At 70.9% G+C, this 16,671-nt stretch carries 20 protein-coding genes; 2 read left to right on the top strand and 18 right to left on the bottom strand.

The features are described 5' to 3' along the window. Positions 1 to 54 precede the first annotated feature (54 nt). The 10 genes from M1203_RS18010 to hisI form a co-directional block, all read right to left on the bottom strand. Positions 55 to 921, bottom strand: coding sequence for a thioredoxin domain-containing protein (locus tag M1203_RS18010; protein ID WP_249950752.1), 867 nt, complete (start codon positions 919 to 921; stop codon positions 55 to 57). A gap of 76 nt (positions 922 to 997) precedes the next feature. Next, positions 998 to 1,810, bottom strand: coding sequence for a tryptophan synthase subunit alpha (gene trpA / locus M1203_RS18015; RefSeq protein WP_249950753.1), 813 nt, complete (start codon positions 1,808 to 1,810; stop codon positions 998 to 1,000). Then, positions 1,807 to 3,045, bottom strand: a complete 1,239-nt coding sequence (gene trpB / locus M1203_RS18020; protein WP_249950754.1) for a tryptophan synthase subunit beta — start codon at positions 3,043 to 3,045, stop codon at positions 1,807 to 1,809. The genes trpA and trpB overlap by 4 nt, the downstream gene beginning before the upstream one ends. A gap of 325 nt (positions 3,046 to 3,370) precedes the next feature. Beyond that, entirely contained in the window at positions 3,371 to 3,550 is a 180-nt protein-coding gene (gene trpM, locus M1203_RS18025) for a tryptophan biosynthesis modulator TrpM (RefSeq protein WP_249950755.1), read from the bottom strand. Positions 3,551 to 3,557: 7 nt separating this feature from the next. Continuing rightward, complete coding sequence (gene trpC / locus M1203_RS18030) at positions 3,558 to 4,367, bottom strand: indole-3-glycerol phosphate synthase TrpC (RefSeq protein ID WP_030353557.1); 810 nt, start codon at positions 4,365 to 4,367, stop codon at positions 3,558 to 3,560. Positions 4,368 to 4,514: 147 nt separating this feature from the next. After that, a complete protein-coding gene (locus M1203_RS18035; RefSeq protein ID WP_374403280.1) occupies positions 4,515 to 4,979 on the bottom strand; it encodes a DUF2752 domain-containing protein in 465 nt (154 codons plus the stop codon). A 115-nt stretch (positions 4,980 to 5,094) separates the two neighbouring features. Next, a complete protein-coding gene (locus M1203_RS18040) occupies positions 5,095 to 5,412 on the bottom strand; it encodes an HGxxPAAW family protein (RefSeq protein ID WP_374403372.1) in 318 nt (105 codons plus the stop codon). Positions 5,413 to 5,513: 101 nt separating this feature from the next. Beyond that, positions 5,514 to 6,185: a TIGR02234 family membrane protein gene (locus M1203_RS18045; RefSeq protein ID WP_374403282.1), complete on the bottom strand. Its 672-nt coding sequence runs from the start codon at positions 6,183 to 6,185 to the stop codon at positions 5,514 to 5,516. A gap of 46 nt (positions 6,186 to 6,231) precedes the next feature. Continuing rightward, the gene (locus tag M1203_RS18050; RefSeq protein WP_249950757.1) at positions 6,232 to 7,719 is read right to left on the bottom strand and encodes an anthranilate synthase component I; all 1,488 of its coding nucleotides are present in this window, start codon (positions 7,717 to 7,719) and stop codon (positions 6,232 to 6,234) included. A 154-nt stretch (positions 7,720 to 7,873) separates the two neighbouring features. Further along, positions 7,874 to 8,251, bottom strand: coding sequence for a phosphoribosyl-AMP cyclohydrolase (gene hisI / locus M1203_RS18055; protein WP_249950758.1), 378 nt, complete (start codon positions 8,249 to 8,251; stop codon positions 7,874 to 7,876). An 82-nt stretch (positions 8,252 to 8,333) separates the two neighbouring features. Here hisI and M1203_RS18060 point away from each other — a divergent pair, with 82 nt between their 5' ends. Next, on the top strand, positions 8,334 to 8,966 hold the full coding sequence (locus tag M1203_RS18060; protein WP_249950759.1) for a TIGR03085 family metal-binding protein: 633 nt from the start codon (positions 8,334 to 8,336) through the stop codon (positions 8,964 to 8,966). Positions 8,967 to 9,029: 63 nt separating this feature from the next. Here M1203_RS18060 and hisF read toward each other — a convergent pair whose 3' ends face one another. The 8 genes from hisF to hisD are packed head-to-tail and all read right to left on the bottom strand — an operon-like array spanning position 9,030 to position 14,776. Then, positions 9,030 to 9,785 (bottom strand): imidazole glycerol phosphate synthase subunit HisF, encoded by a 756-nt coding sequence (gene hisF, locus M1203_RS18065; protein WP_249950760.1) that lies wholly within the window; start codon positions 9,783 to 9,785, stop codon positions 9,030 to 9,032. Beyond that, positions 9,782 to 10,207, bottom strand: coding sequence for a RidA family protein (locus tag M1203_RS18070; protein ID WP_249950761.1), 426 nt, complete (start codon positions 10,205 to 10,207; stop codon positions 9,782 to 9,784). Before M1203_RS18070 ends, hisF begins: the two co-directional genes overlap by 4 nt. Continuing rightward, positions 10,204 to 10,929: a bifunctional 1-(5-phosphoribosyl)-5-((5-phosphoribosylamino)methylideneamino)imidazole-4-carboxamide isomerase/phosphoribosylanthranilate isomerase PriA gene (gene priA, locus M1203_RS18075; RefSeq protein ID WP_249950931.1), complete on the bottom strand. Its 726-nt coding sequence runs from the start codon at positions 10,927 to 10,929 to the stop codon at positions 10,204 to 10,206. Before priA ends, M1203_RS18070 begins: the two co-directional genes overlap by 4 nt. Before the next feature lie 17 nt (positions 10,930 to 10,946). Next, positions 10,947 to 11,582, bottom strand: a complete 636-nt coding sequence (hisH, locus tag M1203_RS18080) for an imidazole glycerol phosphate synthase subunit HisH (RefSeq protein ID WP_249950762.1) — start codon at positions 11,580 to 11,582, stop codon at positions 10,947 to 10,949. Further along, positions 11,579 to 11,746 carry a hypothetical protein gene (locus M1203_RS18085; protein WP_249950763.1) on the bottom strand — a complete coding sequence of 56 codons (168 nt, stop codon included), beginning with the start codon at positions 11,744 to 11,746 and terminating at the stop codon, positions 11,579 to 11,581. The genes hisH and M1203_RS18085 overlap by 4 nt, the downstream gene beginning before the upstream one ends. After that, a complete protein-coding gene (hisB, locus tag M1203_RS18090) occupies positions 11,743 to 12,336 on the bottom strand; it encodes an imidazoleglycerol-phosphate dehydratase HisB (protein WP_249950764.1) in 594 nt (197 codons plus the stop codon). Before hisB ends, M1203_RS18085 begins: the two co-directional genes overlap by 4 nt. Then, the gene (locus M1203_RS18095) at positions 12,333 to 13,448 is read right to left on the bottom strand and encodes a histidinol-phosphate transaminase (RefSeq protein ID WP_249950765.1); all 1,116 of its coding nucleotides are present in this window, start codon (positions 13,446 to 13,448) and stop codon (positions 12,333 to 12,335) included. Before M1203_RS18095 ends, hisB begins: the two co-directional genes overlap by 4 nt. Further along, entirely contained in the window at positions 13,445 to 14,776 is a 1,332-nt protein-coding gene (hisD, locus tag M1203_RS18100) for a histidinol dehydrogenase (protein WP_249950766.1), read from the bottom strand. Before hisD ends, M1203_RS18095 begins: the two co-directional genes overlap by 4 nt. 207 nt (positions 14,777 to 14,983) lie before the next feature. On the opposite strand from hisD, the gene M1203_RS18105 reads away from it, so the two are divergent. Then, positions 14,984 to 16,585 carry an oxidoreductase gene (locus tag M1203_RS18105; RefSeq protein WP_249950767.1) on the top strand — a complete coding sequence of 534 codons (1,602 nt, stop codon included), beginning with the start codon at positions 14,984 to 14,986 and terminating at the stop codon, positions 16,583 to 16,585. Positions 16,586 to 16,671: the final 86 nt, after the last annotated feature.

A 16,671-nucleotide genomic window follows, 5' to 3' on the forward strand; every position in this document is an offset into this window, starting at 1 on the left:
ACAGTGCCGGGCGGGATCTACGACAACCCGCCCGGCAACTTCTGGATAACGAGCTCAGGGCGACGGGGTCCCCGCGGGCGCCGATTCGACCGGGATCGAGGCGGCCGCGGACGGCGTGGTCGTACCCGCCTTCCTGCCCTTGTTGGCCTGGGTGACCCACTTCTTCAGATTGGCCGGGGTGATGTTCTCGGCGCCCTTCTTCGGGAAGACCGACTCACCATTGAGCAGCACCGTCGGCGTCCCGGAGAATCCACCCGTCCGGAACGCCTCGGCGGACTTGTTCACCCAGTCGTCGTGCGTACCGCCGTCCACACACTCCCGGAAGCCGGGCGCGGACTCCAGCCCGTCGACCTTGCCCGCCAGATCCAGCAGATGGCTGTTCTTGGCGAAGGCGTCGTCCGTCTCCGCGGGCTGGTTCTGGTAGAGCACATCGTGGTACGGGGCGAACTTGCCGACGTCCTGCGCGCACGCCGCCGCGTTGGCCGCGCGCAGCGAGCCCGTACCGCCCATATTGCCGTCGATGAGCGTGGCGAGGTGGTACTCGACCTTGAGCTCCCCCGCCTTCTCCAGCTCCTGGATCGTGCTCCTGAAGCCGTTCTCGAACTGGGCGCAGGCCGGGCAGCGGAAGTCCTCCCACACAGTGAGCGTGGACGGCGCGTCCGTCGCTCCCACGGGGATCGCCAGATCGTCCTTGCCCGTCAGCCCCGACGGCGCGCTGACCGGGCCCCCCGCGCTGTCGGCCTTGTCCTTGCCGACATTCGCGACGACCAGCCCGACCACCGCGACCAGGCCGAGAACCCCGACCACCGCCGCGGAGACGACCAGCGTCCGCCGGCGCTTCTCCCGCGTCCTGTCCGCCGCACGTTCCTGCTGGAGCCGCTCTCTCGCGCTCCGTTTTGCCTCACGGTTCTTCTCGCTCACGCCCACAGCAACGAACCGGGGAGGCGCCTGCGCACCTCCCCGGTCCCAGGTCCACCCGTACGGGTGAGGTCACCCGTCAGCGCTTGCGAACGCCCTCGGCCAGCTCGGCGGCGAGCGCGCGGACCGCGGCCAGCCCCGCCACCTCGTCCTCGGCGTCCAGCATCCGCTTCACGAACGCGGACCCGACGATCACACCGTCCGCGAATCCGGCGACCTCGGCCGCCTGCTCCGCGTTGGACACCCCGAGCCCGACACAGACCGGCAGCGCGGTCGTGGCGCGCGTACGCCCCACCAGGTTCTTGGCCTCCAGACCCACCGAGGCCCGCGTACCGGTGACGCCCATCAGCGACGCCGCGTACACAAAACCACTGCCCGCCGCCGTGATCTTCGCCAGCCGTTCGTCCTTGCTGCTCGGAGCCACCACGAATACGGTCGCCAGCCCGTGCTTCTCGGCGTGCTCACGCCAGAGCGCGGACTCCTGCACGGGCAGATCCGGCAGAATGCACCCGGCGCCGCCCGCCTCGGCCAGCTCGGCGGTGAACCGCTCGACCCCGTACCGGTCGATCGGATTCCAGTAGGTCATCACGAGCACCGGCTTACCGGTCGCCTCGTACGCCTCGCGGACCGTACGCATCACATCCGCGATCTTCACACCGCCCCGCAGCGCGATGTCGTCGGCGGTCTGGATGACGGGCCCGTCGAGCACCGGGTCGCTGTGCGGCAGCCCCACCTCGACCACGTCCGCGCCACCGTCGAAGACGGCCTTCACGGCCTCGATCCCCCCGTCCACCGTCGGGAATCCGGCGGGAAGATAGGCGATCAGCGCGGCGCGGTTCTCGGCCTTCGCCGCCGCGAGCGCGTCACTCAGCAGCTGGATGTTCCCGCTCACTTGGTGCCCTCCCCGTCGTACAGCCCGAAGTAGCGGGCGGCCGTGTCCATGTCCTTGTCGCCGCGCCCGGACAGGTTGACGACGATCAGCCCGTCCTCGCCCAGCTCCCGCCCCACCTCCAGCGCGCCGGCCAGCGCGTGCGCGCTCTCGATCGCCGGAATGATGCCCTCCGTACGCGACAGCAGCAGCAGCGCCCGCATCGCGTCGTCATCGGTCACCGCCCGGTACTCCCCGCGCCCGCTGTCCTTGAGATACGCGTGCTCGGGGCCGATGCCGGGGTAGTCGAGACCGGCCGAGATCGAGTACGGCTCGGTGATCTGGCCCTCCTCGTCCTGGAGAACGTACGACCGCGACCCGTGCAGGATGCCGGGCTCGCCCGCGGTCAGGGTGGCGGCGTGCTCCCCCGTCCCGATCCCGTGCCCGGCCGGCTCACAGCCGACCAGCCGTACGCCCGCGTCGGGGATGAACGCGTGGAAGAGCCCGATCGCGTTGGACCCGCCGCCCACACACGCCACAGCGGCATCGGGGAGCCGCCCGGCCCGCTCCAGGATCTGCCGCCGGGCCTCGACGCCGATGACCCGGTGGAAGTCCCGCACCATCGCGGGGAAGGGATGCGGCCCCGCGACCGTCCCGAACAGATAGTGCGTACGGTCCACATTGGCGACCCAGTCGCGGAACGCCTCGTTGATGGCGTCCTTCAGCGTCCGGCTCCCGGACTTCACGGGCACGACCTCGGCACCGAGCATCCGCATCCGGGCCACGTTCAGGGCCTGGCGCTCGGTGTCGATCTCGCCCATATAGATGGTGCACTCAAGCCCGAACAACGCACAGGCGGTCGCGGTCGCGACCCCGTGCTGCCCGGCCCCGGTCTCGGCGATGACCCGGGTCTTGCCCATCCGCTTCGTCAGCAACGCCTGCCCGAGCACATTGTTGATCTTGTGGGAGCCGGTGTGATTCAGATCCTCGCGCTTGAGGAACACCCGGGCACCGCCGGCGTGCTCGGCGAAGCGCGGAACATCGGTCAGGGCGCTGGGGCGCCCGGTGTAGTGGACCAGGAGGTCATCGAGCTCGGCGGCGAAGGCGGGGTCGCCCTTGGCCTTCTCGTACTCGACGGCGACCTCGTCGACGGCGGCGACGAGCGCCTCGGGGATGAACTTGCCGCCGAAGGCACCGAAGTACCCTTCGGCGCTCGGGACATGCCCGTCAGGGTCGGGGATGAAAAAAGCACTGGCCATGCCAGATCTCCTCAGAAGCAAACGAATACGGGAGCACCGTGTTGCGTCAAGGCGAGGCGAGGCGGCCCCGCACCCGGCAACGGACGCGAGGGGACGGGCCGCAGTGGCCGGTTTCTGGACGTAAAGCGTCGCAGCTCGCGCGAAGCGCGGTGAGGAAAGCAGTCCAGGAACCGGCCACGGAGGCACGGCACCGTACGCACAACGCACAGCCACCGCACCCCGGGGCACGGCACCGCACAACGCGCGGTCACCGCACCCACAACCACCCGCGCACGGCGCGGCACCGCACGCGCAACGCGCGCTCACCGCACCGCGAAGGCCACGCCTAACGCGCGGCCCCGCGCCATCGCATCCCGTTGACCTGACCGGGCTCGTCACCGATCACGTACCGCACCCGCCGTCCGTGCACCCGCCGCGCCGGCGCCCGGCAGCCGCGCGGACGGCACCCGCGCGCGAGAGGCGCGTGGGTGTCCGGCGTCATGGCTGCGGAGCGGGCGGCGGGCATGGCGGGGTCAGTCCCTCCCGTGCCGCAGCGCCGGATGCGCACCCGCGGCCACCAGGTCGGCCACCGCCGACTTCGGGTCCCGCCCCGTCACCAGCGACTCACCGACAAGCACCGCGTCGGCCCCGGCGTTCGCGTACGCGATCAGATCGTGCGGCCCGCGCACCCCCGACTCGGCGATCTTCACGATGCCGGCCGGAATCTCGGGGGCGACCCGCTCGAACGTGCTCCGGTCGACCTTCAGCGTCTTCAGATCACGCGCGTTGACACCGATGATCTTCGCCCCGGCGTCCACGGCCCGCTCGACCTCGTCCTCGTCGTGCACCTCGACGAGCGGGGTGAGCCCGATCGACTCGGCGCGCTCGATGAGCGAGACCAGGGCCGGCTGCTCCAGCGCGGAGACGATCAGCAGCACCAGATCGGCGCCGTACGCCCGCGCCTCCCACAGCTGGTACGAGGTGACGATGAAGTCCTTGCGCAGGACCGGGATGTCGACCCTGGCGCGCACCGCCTCCAGGTCGGCCAGCGAGCCGCCGAAGCGCCGCTGCTCGGTCAGTACGGAAATGACGGCCGCGCCGCCCGCCTCGTAGTCGGCGGCCAGCGCCGCGGGGTCGGCGATCGCGGCGAGCGCGCCCTTGGACGGGCTGGAGCGTTTCACCTCGCAGATCACATGGACGCCCTCACCGCGCAGCGCGGCGACACCGTCCTTGGCCTGGGGCGCCTTCGCCGCGCGCTCCTTGAGCTCGTCAAGGCCCACGCGCGCCTGCCGCTCTGCGAGGTCGGCGCGTACGCCTTCGATGATCTCGTCGAGCACACTCACGCGAGCGGCCCCCTTCCGGGACTGGTTCGAATCAAGCTCTGTCGCTGATCAGATCGGCCATTGGATCAGGATCAGCCATATCGATGCTAGCCGGAACTGGCCGCAGGACCCGCATCCGGTGGGCCGAGCATGACACTGCCTGGACCATCATGGCGCGAGCGACGAGCCGAAGGGCAAGTTTCTGACGACGCTGAATGTCAGGATCACCCCGCCGAGGGCCCACCACCAGACGGGCCGCAGGGTGATCACCACGGGGAGCGCCTTCCTGGCACGTACGAGCCACACCACCCACAGAACGGCGAAGACGGGGTAGCCGAGGGTGGCGAGGGCGTTGTCGCCGAGGGCGGCGATCCAGTCGCCGTGCGCGACGGCGTGGGCGCTGCGCAGCCCGCCGCAGCCGAAGCAGAGGATGCCGGTCAGGCCGTACAGCGGACAGACCGGATAGTGGCCGGTTTCGTTGGGGTCGACCAGCCCGACGTAGGTGAAGGCGGCGGCCACCGCGGCGAGGGTGGCCAGCGGCGGCAGCAGCAGCCGCGCCGTCGACGGGCGGGCCGGCCGGGCGGGCGCGGGCACAGACAGGGCGTCATCCACCCGGTGATTGTCCCCGCTCATACGGAAAGACGCAGCCCGGTCCCGCCGGACTGCGTCTCGGTGCGTCTCAACGCGCGGAATGAGTGCGTGCGGAACCGTGTCTGTGGAGAAGGACGCGGCCCGCGGCCCCCGTCCGTCAGACGGCCTGCGTCTGCGGTGCCTGCGCCTGGCCCTGCGCCTCGGGCCGGACCTGCGTCCCCGCGCCGTTCTCGACCTGCTGCTGCACCGCGGCGGCCCTCGCCTGCGCCATCGCGGCCGACTCCTTCGGCATGCCCAGGCCCGCGGCCCGCATCGCGAGGCCGACGACACCACCGAGGAAGACCACGCCGATACCGGCCCAGAACCCCGGCTGATTCGCCGCCACCATGAAGACTCCCGCGATGCAGAAGCCGATGAAGGCGATAGTGACGCCGGTCCAGGCGGCCGGGGTGTGTCCGTGGCTGGTGCCCGCCATGAGTTGCTCCTCGTTGCTGTTGCGCTGGGTGAGTCGGACGCTCAATCCACATTGTCCCGCATGCGGAACCCGTACCGGCCCCTGGGGTCCTCGGGTGTGAGTCAGCTCTCGCGCGTGGGATCCTCGCCCCTGTCCAGGGCCTTCCACAGATCCTCGGGACGGTCGGGGTCCACCGCGGGAGCCCGACGGGCCCCGCGGCCGCGCGCGGCCGGACCTCCGCCGGGCCGCTCGTACCGGCCCGACATCCCCGGCCAGCGCCGCCCGTACAGCAGGGCCAGAGCGCCCGCGAGCAGAATCAGCACACCACCGGCCGCGGTCACATAGGGCCACGCGGTATGGGTCAGGGCGTCGACGGTGGCCGAGCTGTCGCCGGTGGTCTTCGCGGCCAGCTCGTCGAGGGCCGCGCTGTCCGACGCGCCGAGGAACGCGGCGACGGCCGCGCCCGCGCCGCTCAGCGCGAGCAGCGCCGAGACGAGGACGCGCCCCGCTCCGCGTACGGCGAAGACGGCGACGAGCGCCGCGAGTCCGACGATGCCGAGCGCGGCCGGAACGCCGGTGACATCCCGGCCGTCGGCGTCGAGCGGCACGGAGCCGCCGCCGACGGCCGCGGTGCCCTCGGCCCAGATCTGGCCGGAGGCGATCAGCGCGATCGCGGCCCCGGCGGCGCCGAGCAGCAGCGCCGCGGCGAGGGCACGACGGCCCCCGCCGCCGCCGCTCCTGGCGGTGGCCGCGGGTCCTGCGGTACGGGGCTGGGGTACGGGTACGGCACTCACGCACCCCACTATCCCCTACGGCTCCGACCACCCGGCCGCCCGGGGGTTACCCGGCGTTCAACCGGTTGGCGGTGTGGACGGCGCGGAGCACGGCGGCGGCCTTGTTCCGGCACTCGGTGTCCTCCGAGACCGGATCGGAGTCGGCCACCACACCCGCTCCCGCCTGCACATACGCCGTGCCGTCACGCAGCAGGGCGGTACGGATGGCGATGGCGGTGTCGGAGTCCCCCGCGAAGTCGAGATAGCCGACGCAGCCGCCGTACAGTCCGCGCCGGGTGGGCTCCAGCTCGTCGATGATCTGCATGGCGCGCGGTTTGGGGGCGCCGGAGAGGGTGCCCGCCGGGAAGCAGGCGGTCAGCACGTCGAAGGCGGTGCGCCCCTCCGCGACCCGTCCGGTCACCGTGGACACGATGTGCATGACATGCGAGTAGCGCTCGACGGACATGAAGTCGACCACCTCGACGGTGCCGGGCTCGCAGACCCGGCCGAGATCGTTGCGGCCGAGGTCCACGAGCATCAGATGCTCGGCGCGCTCCTTGGGGTCGGCGAGCAGCTCGTCGGCGAGGGCCTGGTCCTCCTGGGGCGTGGCGCCGCGCGGCCGGGTGCCGGCGATGGGGTGGACCATCGCCCGGCCGTCCTCGACCTTGACCAGCGCCTCCGGGCTTGAGCCCACGACATCGAAGCCGTCGAAGCGGAAGAGGTACATGTACGGCGACGGGTTGGTGGCCCGCAGGACCCGGTAGACGTCCAGGGCGCTCGCGGTGACGGGGGTCTCGAAGCGCTGGGAGGGGACGACCTGGAAGGCCTCGCCCGCCCTGATGCGCTCCTTGATGTCCTCGACCGCGGCCTGGTAGTCGGGGCCGCCCCAGAGCGCGGTGTAGTCGGGCAGTTGGGAGGCGGGCAGCGCGGTGGGCGCGGACCGTACCGGCTCGGCGAGATCCGCGGCCATGGCGTCGAGCCGGGCGACGGCGTCCGCGTACGCCTCGGCCACCCCGGTGTCACGGTCGTTGTGGTTGATGGCGTTGGCGATCAGCAGGACGGTGCCGTCCCAGTGGTCGAGTACGGCGAGATCCGAGGTGAGCAGCATGGTCAGTTCGGGGATGCGCAGATCGTCCCGGCCGTGCTCGCCGATCCGCTCCAGCCGCCGGACGATGTCGTAGCCGAGGTAGCCGACCATGCCGCCGGTGAAGGGCGGCATGCCGGAGGAGAGGTCGCGGGGGGTGTGCAGGGCCTCCACGGTGGCGCGCAGGGCCGCCAGCGGGTCCCCGTCGACGGGGACCCCGACGGGCGGGGTGCCGAGCCAGTGGGTGACGCCGTCGCGCTCGGTGAGGGTGGCGGCGGACCGTACCCCGATGAAGGAGTAGCGGGACCAGGAGCGGCCGTTCTCCGCGGACTCCAGCAGGAAGGTGCCGGGGCGCTCGGCGGCGAGCTTGCGGTACAGGCCGACCGGGGTGTCGCCGTCCGCGAGGAGGCGCCGGCTGACGGGGATGACGCGGCGGTCCACCGCCAGCTTGCGGAAGGTCTCAAGGTCCATGGCCGCTGACCCTACTCGTTGGACGGGAGGCGTTGGGCGCGGACTGTGGAACACCCGCTCCGTACGGTCACCACGCGCAGGTCACCGCCCGCGAGATGACCCCGTACGGCCACCGCCGGAACACCCTGACGCCCCTGAGGCCGTCACCCGGACGTCAGCGGCCGAGCGGCAGTACGTCGGCGTCGAAGCAGGTCCGCGCGCCGGTGTGGCAGGCGGCGCCCACCTGGTCGACCTGGACCAGGACGGTGTCGGCGTCGCAGTCCAGGGCGACGGACTTCACGTGCTGGACATGGCCCGAGGTGTCGCCCTTGACCCAGTACTCCCGCCGGCTGCGCGACCAGTAGGTGCAGCGGCCGGTGGTCAGGGTGCGGTGCAGGGCCTCGTCGTCCATCCACCCGAGCATCAGCACCTCGCCGGTGTCGTACTGCTGGGCGATGGCCGGGACGAGGCCGTCGGCGCTGCGCTTGAGCCGGTCGGCGATGGCGGGGTCGAGTCCGCCGGCCGGACCCGCGGGTGGGGGCGTGCTGGTCATACGGCCATTGTGCCGCGCCCGCGGGACGGGCGACCTGGACGTCCACTGGGCGGACGGGACCCGGCCGCCGTAGGCTTACGGTATGTCGACCCATGCGAAGCGTGAACGACTCTTGCTCGCCGACCTGTTGGAGGCGGCGGGCCCCGATGCGCCGACGCTCTGCGAAGGCTGGCTGACCCGCGACCTCGCGGCCCATGTCGTGGTCCGTGAGCGCCGCCCCGACGCGGCGGGCGGGATGGTGCTCGCCGCGCTCAAGAACCGGCTCGAACGGGTGCAGGCGGAATTTCTCGCCAAGCCGTACGAGGAGCTGATCCAGCTGATCCGGACGGGCCCGCCCCGGATGTCCCCGTTCGGTGTCAAGCAGATCGACGAGGCCGCGAACACCGTCGAGTTCTATGTCCACACCGAGGACGTACGGCGGGCGCAGCCGGACTGGACGCCCCGGGAGCTGGACAGCGTCTTCGCGAACACGCTGTGGTCGCGGCTGGAGAAGGGCGGCCGGATGATGGGCCGGAAGTCCCCGGTCGGTCTGGTGCTGCGCCGTCCGGACGGCCAGACGGCCGTGGCCCACCGCGGCACACCGGTGGTGACGGTCACCGGCGAGCCGGGTGAGCTGCTGCTCTTCGCGTTCGGCCGGCAGGCGGCGGCGAATGTGGAGCTCGACGGCGACAAGGACGCCGTCGCACGTCTCCAGGAAGCGAAGCTCGGGATCTAGCACCCCTGGCGGCACGGGGGTGTGTTCCGATTCGGCGCCCGACCCACCGGATCCGTCCTCGCGTCAGCGCACCGGATGCCCCGACTCGCGCAGCGCGCCCTTGACCTCCGAGATCCGCAGATCACCGAAGTGGAAGACGGAGGCGGCCAGCACGGCGTCGGCGCCCGCCTCGATGGCCGGCGCGAAGTCACCGAGCCTGCCCGCGCCCCCGGAGGCGATGACGGGCACGGTGACATGCTCGCGTACGGCCGCGATCATCTCCGTGTCGTAGCCGTCCTTCGTACCGTCGGCGTCCATCGAGTTGAGCAGGATCTCGCCCGCTCCCAACTCGGCCGCGCGGTGGGCCCATTCGACGGCGTCGATGCCGGTGCCCCTGCGTCCGCCGTGCGTCGTCACCTCGAAGGCCCCGGACGGGGTGCGCCGCGCGTCGACCGACAGCACCAGCACCTGCCGCCCGAAGCGCTCGGCGATCTCCCGTATGAGGTCGGGGCGGGCGATGGCCGCGGTGTTGACGCCCACCTTGTCCGCGCCGGCCCGCAGCAGCTTGTCGACGTCCTCGGGCGTGCGTACGCCACCACCGACGGTGAGCGGGATGAAGACCTGCTCGGCGGTGCGGCGCACCACGTCGTACGTTGTCTCGCGGTCGCCGGAGGAGGCGGTGATGTCGAGGAACGTCAGCTCGTCGGCGCCCTCGGCGTCGTACAGCTTGGCCATCTCGACCGGGTCGCCCGCGTCCCGCAGGTTCTGGAAGTTGACGCCCTTCACCACCCGGCCGTTGTCCACGTCCAGGCAGGGAATGACCCGTACGGCGAGAGTCATCGGGCACCTCCCCGGTACGCCTCGACCTCGACCTCCACGACCAGACTCGGGTCGATGAAGCCGGAGACGACGATCATCGACGCGGCGGGGCGTACGGCGTCGAACAGCTCCTTGTGTGCGCGGCCCACCTCGTCGGAGTCCCGGACGTGGGTGATGTACATGCGTGTGCGCACCACATGCTCCGCGCCGAGCCCCAGCTCCTCCAGCGCCTTGACGGCGACCCCGAAGGCGACCCTGGCCTGTTCGTAGGGGCCACCCGCCGAGATCCTGCCGTCGACCATCGCCGTGCACCCGGCCACCAGCACAAGGCCGTTGGGGAGTTCCACCGCGCGGGAGTAGCCGATGGACTCCTCCCACGGACCGCCGGACGAGATCTTCCGTACCTCTCCGGCGCGTGCGCCCTCGCGTACGTCGTCGCTCATCCGGACACCGCCGCCAGCGCCTCTTCCAGGGTGAACGCCTTGGCGTACAGCGCCTTGCCGACGATCGCGCCCTCGACGCCCTCGGGCACCAGCGTGGCGATCGCGCGCAGATCGTCCAGCGAGGAGACCCCGCCGGAGGCGACGACCGGCTTGTCGGTGACGGCGCAGACGTTCTTGAGCAGCTCCAGGTTGGGGCCCTGGAGGGTGCCGTCCTTGGCGATGTCGGTGACGACGTAGCGCGCACAGCCCTCGGAGTCCAGCCGGGCCAGTGTCTCGTAGAGGTCACCGCCGTCACGGGTCCAGCCGCGCCCGCGCAGTGTCGTACCGCGTACGTCGAGGCCGACCGCGATCCGGTCGCCGTGCTCGGCGATGATCTTGGCGACCCACTCGGGGGTCTCCAGCGCGGCCGTACCGAGGTTGACCCGCGTACAGCCGGTGGCGAGAGCCGCGGCCAGCGAGGCGTCGTCGCGGATCCCGCCGGACAGTTCGACCTTGATGTCCATGGCTTCGGTGACCTCGGCGATCAGCGCGCGGTTGTCGCCGGTGCCGAACGCCGCGTCGAGGTCGACCAGATGCAGCCACTCGGCGCCCGAGCGCTGCCAGGCGAGGGCCGCTTCGAGCGGGGAGCCGTACGACGTCTCCGTACCGGACTCGCCGTGGACCAGCCGGACGGCCTGGCCGTCGCGGACGTCGACGGCGGGCAGGAGTTCAAGCTTCGGCACAAGGGCCTCGGGTGACATCAGAGGGTTCCGATCCAGTTGGTCAGCAGCTGGGCGCCGGCGTCGCCGGACTTCTCGGGGTGGAACTGGGTGGCCCACAGGGCGCCGTTCTCCACGGCGGCGACGAACGGCTCGCCGTGGGTGGCCCAGGTGACCTTGGGGGCGCGGATCTTGGGGTTGGTGACCTCAAGGCCCCACTCGTGCACGGCGTAGGAGTGCACGAAGTAGAAGCGGGCCTCCGGGTCGAGCCCGGCGAACAGCTCACTGCCCTCCGGCGCCTCGACGGTGTTCCACCCCATGTGCGGCACGATCGGAGCCTTGAGCGGCGAGACCGTACCGGGCCACTCGTCAAGGCCTTCGGTCTCCACGCCGTGCTCGATACCGCGCTCGAAGAGGATCTGCATCCCGACGCAGATCCCCATGACGGGCCTGCCACCGGCGAGCCTGCGGCCGATGATCCACTCGCCGCGGGCGGCGGTGAGCCCCTTCATACAGGCGGAGAAGGCCCCGACGCCCGGTACGAGCAGGCCGTCGGCGTTCATGGCGCGGTCGAAGTCGCGGGTGATCTCGACATCGGCGCCGGCTCGCGCGAGAGCGCGCTCGGCGGAGCGGACATTGCCGAATCCGTAGTCGAAGACGACGACGTTCTTGCTCATCCCCAGATCCCCTGGATACGCAGGACTCCGGCCACCAGACACAGCACGGAGCAGATCCCCAGCAGCACGATCACACCTATGGGCAGCTTCTGCTTGTGGAACGAGTACACACCGCCGGCGAGGAAGAGCCCCACGATGATCAGAATGGTCGACAGACCTGTCACAGGGCACCCTTGGTAGAAGGAAGAATCCCAACAGCACGCGGATCGCGCTCGGAGGCGTACCGCAGGGCACGGGCGAGCGCCTTGAACTGGCACTCCACGATGTGGTGCGCGTTGCGCCCGTACGGAACGTGTACGTGCAGCGCGATCTGCGCCTGCGCGACGAACGACTCCAGGATGTGCCGGGTCATGGTCGTGTCGTACTCGCCGATCATCGGCGCCATGTTCTCGGGCTCGGTGTGCACGAGATACGGCCGCCCCGACAGGTCCACCGTCACCTGGGCCAGCGACTCGTCCAGCGGGACGGTGCAGTTGCCGAAGCGGTAGATGCCCACCTTGTCGCCGAGGGCCTGCTTGAAGGCGGCGCCCAGGGCCAGCGCGGTGTCCTCGATGGTGTGGTGCGAGTCGATGTGCAGATCGCCCTCGGTCTTCACCGTGAGGTCGAACAGGCCGTGCCTGCCGAGCTGGTCGAGCATGTGGTCGTAGAAGCCGACTCCTGTCGAAACCTCCACATCGCCGTGACCGTCGAGATCGATCTCGACGACGACGGAGGTCTCCTTCGTACTGCGTTCGACACGGCCGATGCGGCTCATGCGCGCTCCTTCTTCAGTTCACGTACCGCGTCGAGGAACGCGTCGTTCTCGGACGGGGTGCCCGCGGTGACCCGCAGCCAGCCCGGTACGCCGTTGTCACGGATGAGGACACCCCGGTCGAGGATCCGCTGCCAGGCCGAGTGGGAGTCCTCGAAACGGCCGAACTGGACGAAGTTCGCGTCCGACTCGGTGACCTCGTAACCGATCGCCCGCAACTCCCCTACCAGCCGGTCCCGCTCGGCCTTGAGCGTCTCGACGTACCCGAGCAGCGTATCCGTGTGCTCCAGCGCGGCGAGCGCGGTGGCCTGGGTGACGGCGGAGAGGTGGTACGGCAGGCGCACCAGCTGGACGGCGTCGACCACGGCGGGGTGCGCGGCGAGATAGCCCAGGCGCAGCCCGGCCGCCCCGAACGCCTTGGACATCGTGCGGGACACGACGAGCCGCGACCGGCCCTCGATGAGCGGCAGCAGGGAGTCCCGGTGACTGAATTCGACGTATGCCTCGTCGACCACGACCAGGGACGGCTTGGCGGCCTGGGCGGCCTCGTAGAGCGCGAGGACGGTCCCGGCATCGACCGCCGTGCCCGTGGGGTTGTTGGGCGAGGTGATGAAGACGACGTCGGGGCGGTGCTCGGCGATGGCCTTGCGCGCCGCCTCGACATCGATGGTGAAGTCCTCGTTGCGCGGTCCCGAGAGCCAGCCGGTGCCGGTGCCGCGGGCGATCAGGCCGTGCATCGAGTACGAGGGCTCGAAACCGATCGCCGTACGGCCGGGACCACCGAAGGTCTGCAACAGCTGCTGGATGACCTCGTTGGAGCCATTGGCGGCCCAGACGTTCGCGGCGGTCAGCGGGTGCTTTCCGGTCCGGCTGAGATACCGGGCCAGCTCGGTGCGCAGCTCGACCGCGTCCCGGTCCGGGTAGCGGTTGAGGCTCCGCGCGGCCTCGCGGACGCGCTCGGTGATCCGCTCGACCAGCGGCTCGGGCAGCGGGTACGGGTTCTCGTTCGTGTTCAGCTGTACGGGGACGTCCAGCTGGGGCGCGCCGTAGGGGGACTTGCCGCGCAGCTCGTCCCGTACCGGCAGCTCATCGAAGTCAGGACTGCCGAAGGTCACTTTCCCGGCACCTTCCACGCGAACCTCGCCTTGATCGCCGCGCCGTGCGCGGGCAGGTCCTCGGCCTCGGCGAGCGTCACCACATGGTGGGCGACCTCGGCGAGCGCCTCCTCGCTGTAGTCCACGATGTGGATGCCGCGCAGGAAGGATTGGACGGAGAGCCCCGAGGAGTGGCAGGCGCAACCGCCGGTCGGCAGTACGTGGTTGGAGCCCGCGCAGTAGTCGCCGAGCGAGACCGGGGCGTACGGTCCGACGAAGATCGCGCCGGCGTTGCGCACCCGCGCGGCCAGCGCGGCGGCGTCGGCGGTCTGGATCTCCAGGTGCTCGGCGCCGTACGCGTCGACGACCCGCAGGCCGTCCTCGACGGAGTCGACCAGCACGATCGCGGACTGCCGGCCGGAGAGCGCGGGGACCACCCGGTCGTCGATGTGCCTGGTCGCCGCCACCTGCGGCGCCAGCTCCTTCTCGACCGCGTCGGCCAGCTCGGCCGAGTCGGTGACCAGGACGGCGGCGGCGAGCGGGTCGTGCTCGGCCTGGCTGATCAGGTCGGCCGCGACATGCACCGGGTCGGCGGTCGCGTCCGCGAGGACCGCGATCTCGGTCGGGCCCGCCTCGGCGTCGATACCGATCCGGCCGGTGAAGTAGCGCTTGGCGGCGGCGACCCAGATATTGCCGGGGCCGGTGACCATGTTGGCGGGCTCGCAGCCGTCGGGGCCCGGGACGCCGTACGCGAACATCGCGACGGCCGAGGCGCCACCGGCCGCGTACACCTCGTCGATCCCCAGCAGCGCGCACGCGGCGAGGATCGTCGGGTGCGGCAGCCCCCCGAATTCCTTCTGCGCGGGAGAGGCCAGGGCGATCGACTCGACACCGGCCTCCTGGGCCGGCACCACGTTCATGATCACGGATGAGGGGTAGACCGACCGGCCGCCGGGCGCGTACAGCCCCACCCGCCCGACCGGCACCCACTTCTCGGTGACCGTGCCGCCGGGCACGACCTGAGTGGTGTGCGAGGAGCGCCGCTGCGCGCGGTGGACCAGCCTCGCGCGCCGGATCGACTCCTCCAGCGCGGCCCGTACGGCCGGATCAAGCGCTTCCAGGGCGTCAGCGAGGGCCTTTTCGGGCACCCGGACCCGCTCCAGCGTCACTCCGTCGTACTTCTCCGCGGACTCGATCAGTGCCGCCGTGCCCCTATGGCGCACGTCCTCGCAGAGCGGGCGCACCTTCTCCAGGGCGGCTTCCACGTCGAACTCGGCTCGGGGCAGCAGGTCACGCAGGTCTCCACCCTCGGGGAGGGTGTCGCCACGCAGATCGATTCGTGAGATCACGGGGTCAATTCTCGCAGACCGGATCAGGCCGTCGGTCGCGCGTATCACTGGCTGATACACGCCATGTTCACTACGGGTCACCATTAGCGTTCAGCACGTCACTCAGCGGGAACAACGCATGTACGACCACCTTTCATCAGTCGCACAGACCATCCGTCATCAGTTGTACGGACCATCCGTACGCACAGGGGAAGCGGAGGCGCGGCCGTGACCGAGCCGCAGAACGACGAATCTCCGGACTGGCTCAGCGCGGCGGAACTCGGCATGTGGCAGTCGTTCCGCAACGGCAGCACGTACGACCTGAGCACTCCGGACGCCTTACTGAACGACCCCTTCGCGCCGCGTCCCTGGGGCACGGACCGCAGCGTCCGCGCCAGGGTCATCGCGCTGCTGCTGCTCAACGGCCCGGCCGCGCTGCCCGGCCGGGTCGCCGCGCTCAAGCTCCGCGGGGTGCAGATCACCGGCACGCTCAATCTCGCGGGTGGCACCATCGCCCCGTACGTCGAGCTGAACCACTGCCGTTTCGAGAACGAGGTGGTGCTGCCCGAGTCGCACTTCACCACCCTGCGCATGGTGGGCTGTGCCATCCCCCGGCTGGAGGCGGCCCGGCTGCACACCGAGGGAGATCTCCATCTGCCGCGCTGCCGGGTCGAGCGTGGCATCCGGCTGACCGACGCGCAGATCGGTACGGATCTGCTGATCAGCCAGATCGATGTACGTCCCGACCGGCTGGGCCGGGCGATCACCGCGGACGGAATGTCCGTCGCCCAGGACCTCCAGGCCGATCAGATCGAGACATATGGCGAGGTCAGTCTGCGCGGCGCCAAGATCGGCGTGTCACTGAGCCTGCGCGGCAGCCGGCTGCGCGCCGCGGAGGAGCGGCGGGCGCTCAACGCCCCGCAGCTGACGGTGGAGCGGTCGCTGTACATGACGGGCGCGTGGGTGAGCACGGACACCGGCGATCCGGGGATGACGCCGCCGCACGGCGTCGGCAGCGTCGCCACACCGCTCCTCGGCACGCGGTTGCAGCGCTTCGAGTGCCGGGGCGGGGTGCGGCTGGACGACGGCCGCTTCGGCGACGCGGTCGACATGGACCAGGCGCGGTTCTATCTCGCGCCCACGGAGGAGCTGTCGCTGCGCCGGATCAACACCCCCGAGCTGCGGTTCAAGTGCGAGCGGGTGGAGGACGGCAGGGTCGTCCTGAGCGGTGCGAAGATCATCACGCTGGTCGACATGTCGACCAGCTGGCCGGGCCCCGGCGGGCTCGCGATGGGCGGTTTCGCCTACGAGAACCTCGTACCGTTCGGCCACTTCCCGCTGATCAGGCGGTTGGAGTGGGTGGCGGCGGCGACCCCGGAGTACTCCCCCGAGCCGTACGAGCGGCTGGCCCAGGTCCTGCGCAACAGCGGCGAGGACGCGGACGCGCGCGAAGTACTCCTCGCCAAGCAGCGCAGGCGGCGCGAGACGCTGCCGCTCGCGGCGAAGCTCTGGGGCTATCTCCAGGACTGGACGGTGGCCTACGGCTACCGGCCCGGCCGGGCGGCGCTGTGGATGGCGGTGCTGTGGGGAGCCAGTACGGTCGCCTTCGCCCGGCACGCCCCGCCGCCGATCAAGGGCGACGGACACCCGGCGTGGAACCCTGCGCTGTTCGCCCTGGATCTGCTGATCCCGGTGATCGATCTGGGCCAGGACGGCCACTGGCTGCTGGAGGGCGGCTGGCAGTGGGCGGCGGCGGTGCTGATCATGCTGGGCTGGATCCTGGCGACGACGGTGGCGGCGGGAGCGTCCCGACTGCTGCGGCGAGGCTAGGGCGTGTATCGAAAGTCCCGCCTGGCTCGCGACGCCCGGCACGCACGCTCGCTGCGTTGTCGGAGTCGTCCAAGTAGCTCCGCTAC

The organism is Streptomyces sp. 35G-GA-8, assembly GCF_023534745.1.
Classification (GTDB): Bacteria; Actinomycetota; Actinomycetes; order Streptomycetales; family Streptomycetaceae; genus Streptomyces.

Excerpts from the sequence above, each read along its gene's own strand:
- trpB (WP_249950754.1), bottom strand. The coding sequence starts at position 3,045 with ATGGCCAGTGCTTTTTTCATCCCCGACCCTGACGGGCATGTCCCGAGC.
- trpM (WP_249950755.1), bottom strand. The coding sequence starts at position 3,550 with ATGCCCGCCGCCCGCTCCGCAGCCATGACGCCGGACACCCACGCGCCT.
- M1203_RS18035 (WP_374403280.1), bottom strand. The coding sequence starts at position 4,979 with ATGAGCGGGGACAATCACCGGGTGGATGACGCCCTGTCTGTGCCCGCG.
- M1203_RS18040 (WP_374403372.1), bottom strand. The coding sequence starts at position 5,412 with ATGGCGGGCACCAGCCACGGACACACCCCGGCCGCCTGGACCGGCGTC.
- M1203_RS18050 (WP_249950757.1), bottom strand. The coding sequence starts at position 7,719 with ATGGACCTTGAGACCTTCCGCAAGCTGGCGGTGGACCGCCGCGTCATC.
- hisI (WP_249950758.1), bottom strand. The coding sequence starts at position 8,251 with ATGACCAGCACGCCCCCACCCGCGGGTCCGGCCGGCGGACTCGACCCC.
- M1203_RS18060 (WP_249950759.1), top strand. The coding sequence starts at position 8,334 with ATGTCGACCCATGCGAAGCGTGAACGACTCTTGCTCGCCGACCTGTTG.
- hisF (WP_249950760.1), bottom strand. The coding sequence starts at position 9,785 with ATGACTCTCGCCGTACGGGTCATTCCCTGCCTGGACGTGGACAACGGC.
- M1203_RS18070 (WP_249950761.1), bottom strand. The coding sequence starts at position 10,207 with ATGAGCGACGACGTACGCGAGGGCGCACGCGCCGGAGAGGTACGGAAG.
- hisH (WP_249950762.1), bottom strand. The coding sequence starts at position 11,582 with ATGAGCAAGAACGTCGTCGTCTTCGACTACGGATTCGGCAATGTCCGC.
- hisB (WP_249950764.1), bottom strand. The coding sequence starts at position 12,336 with ATGAGCCGCATCGGCCGTGTCGAACGCAGTACGAAGGAGACCTCCGTC.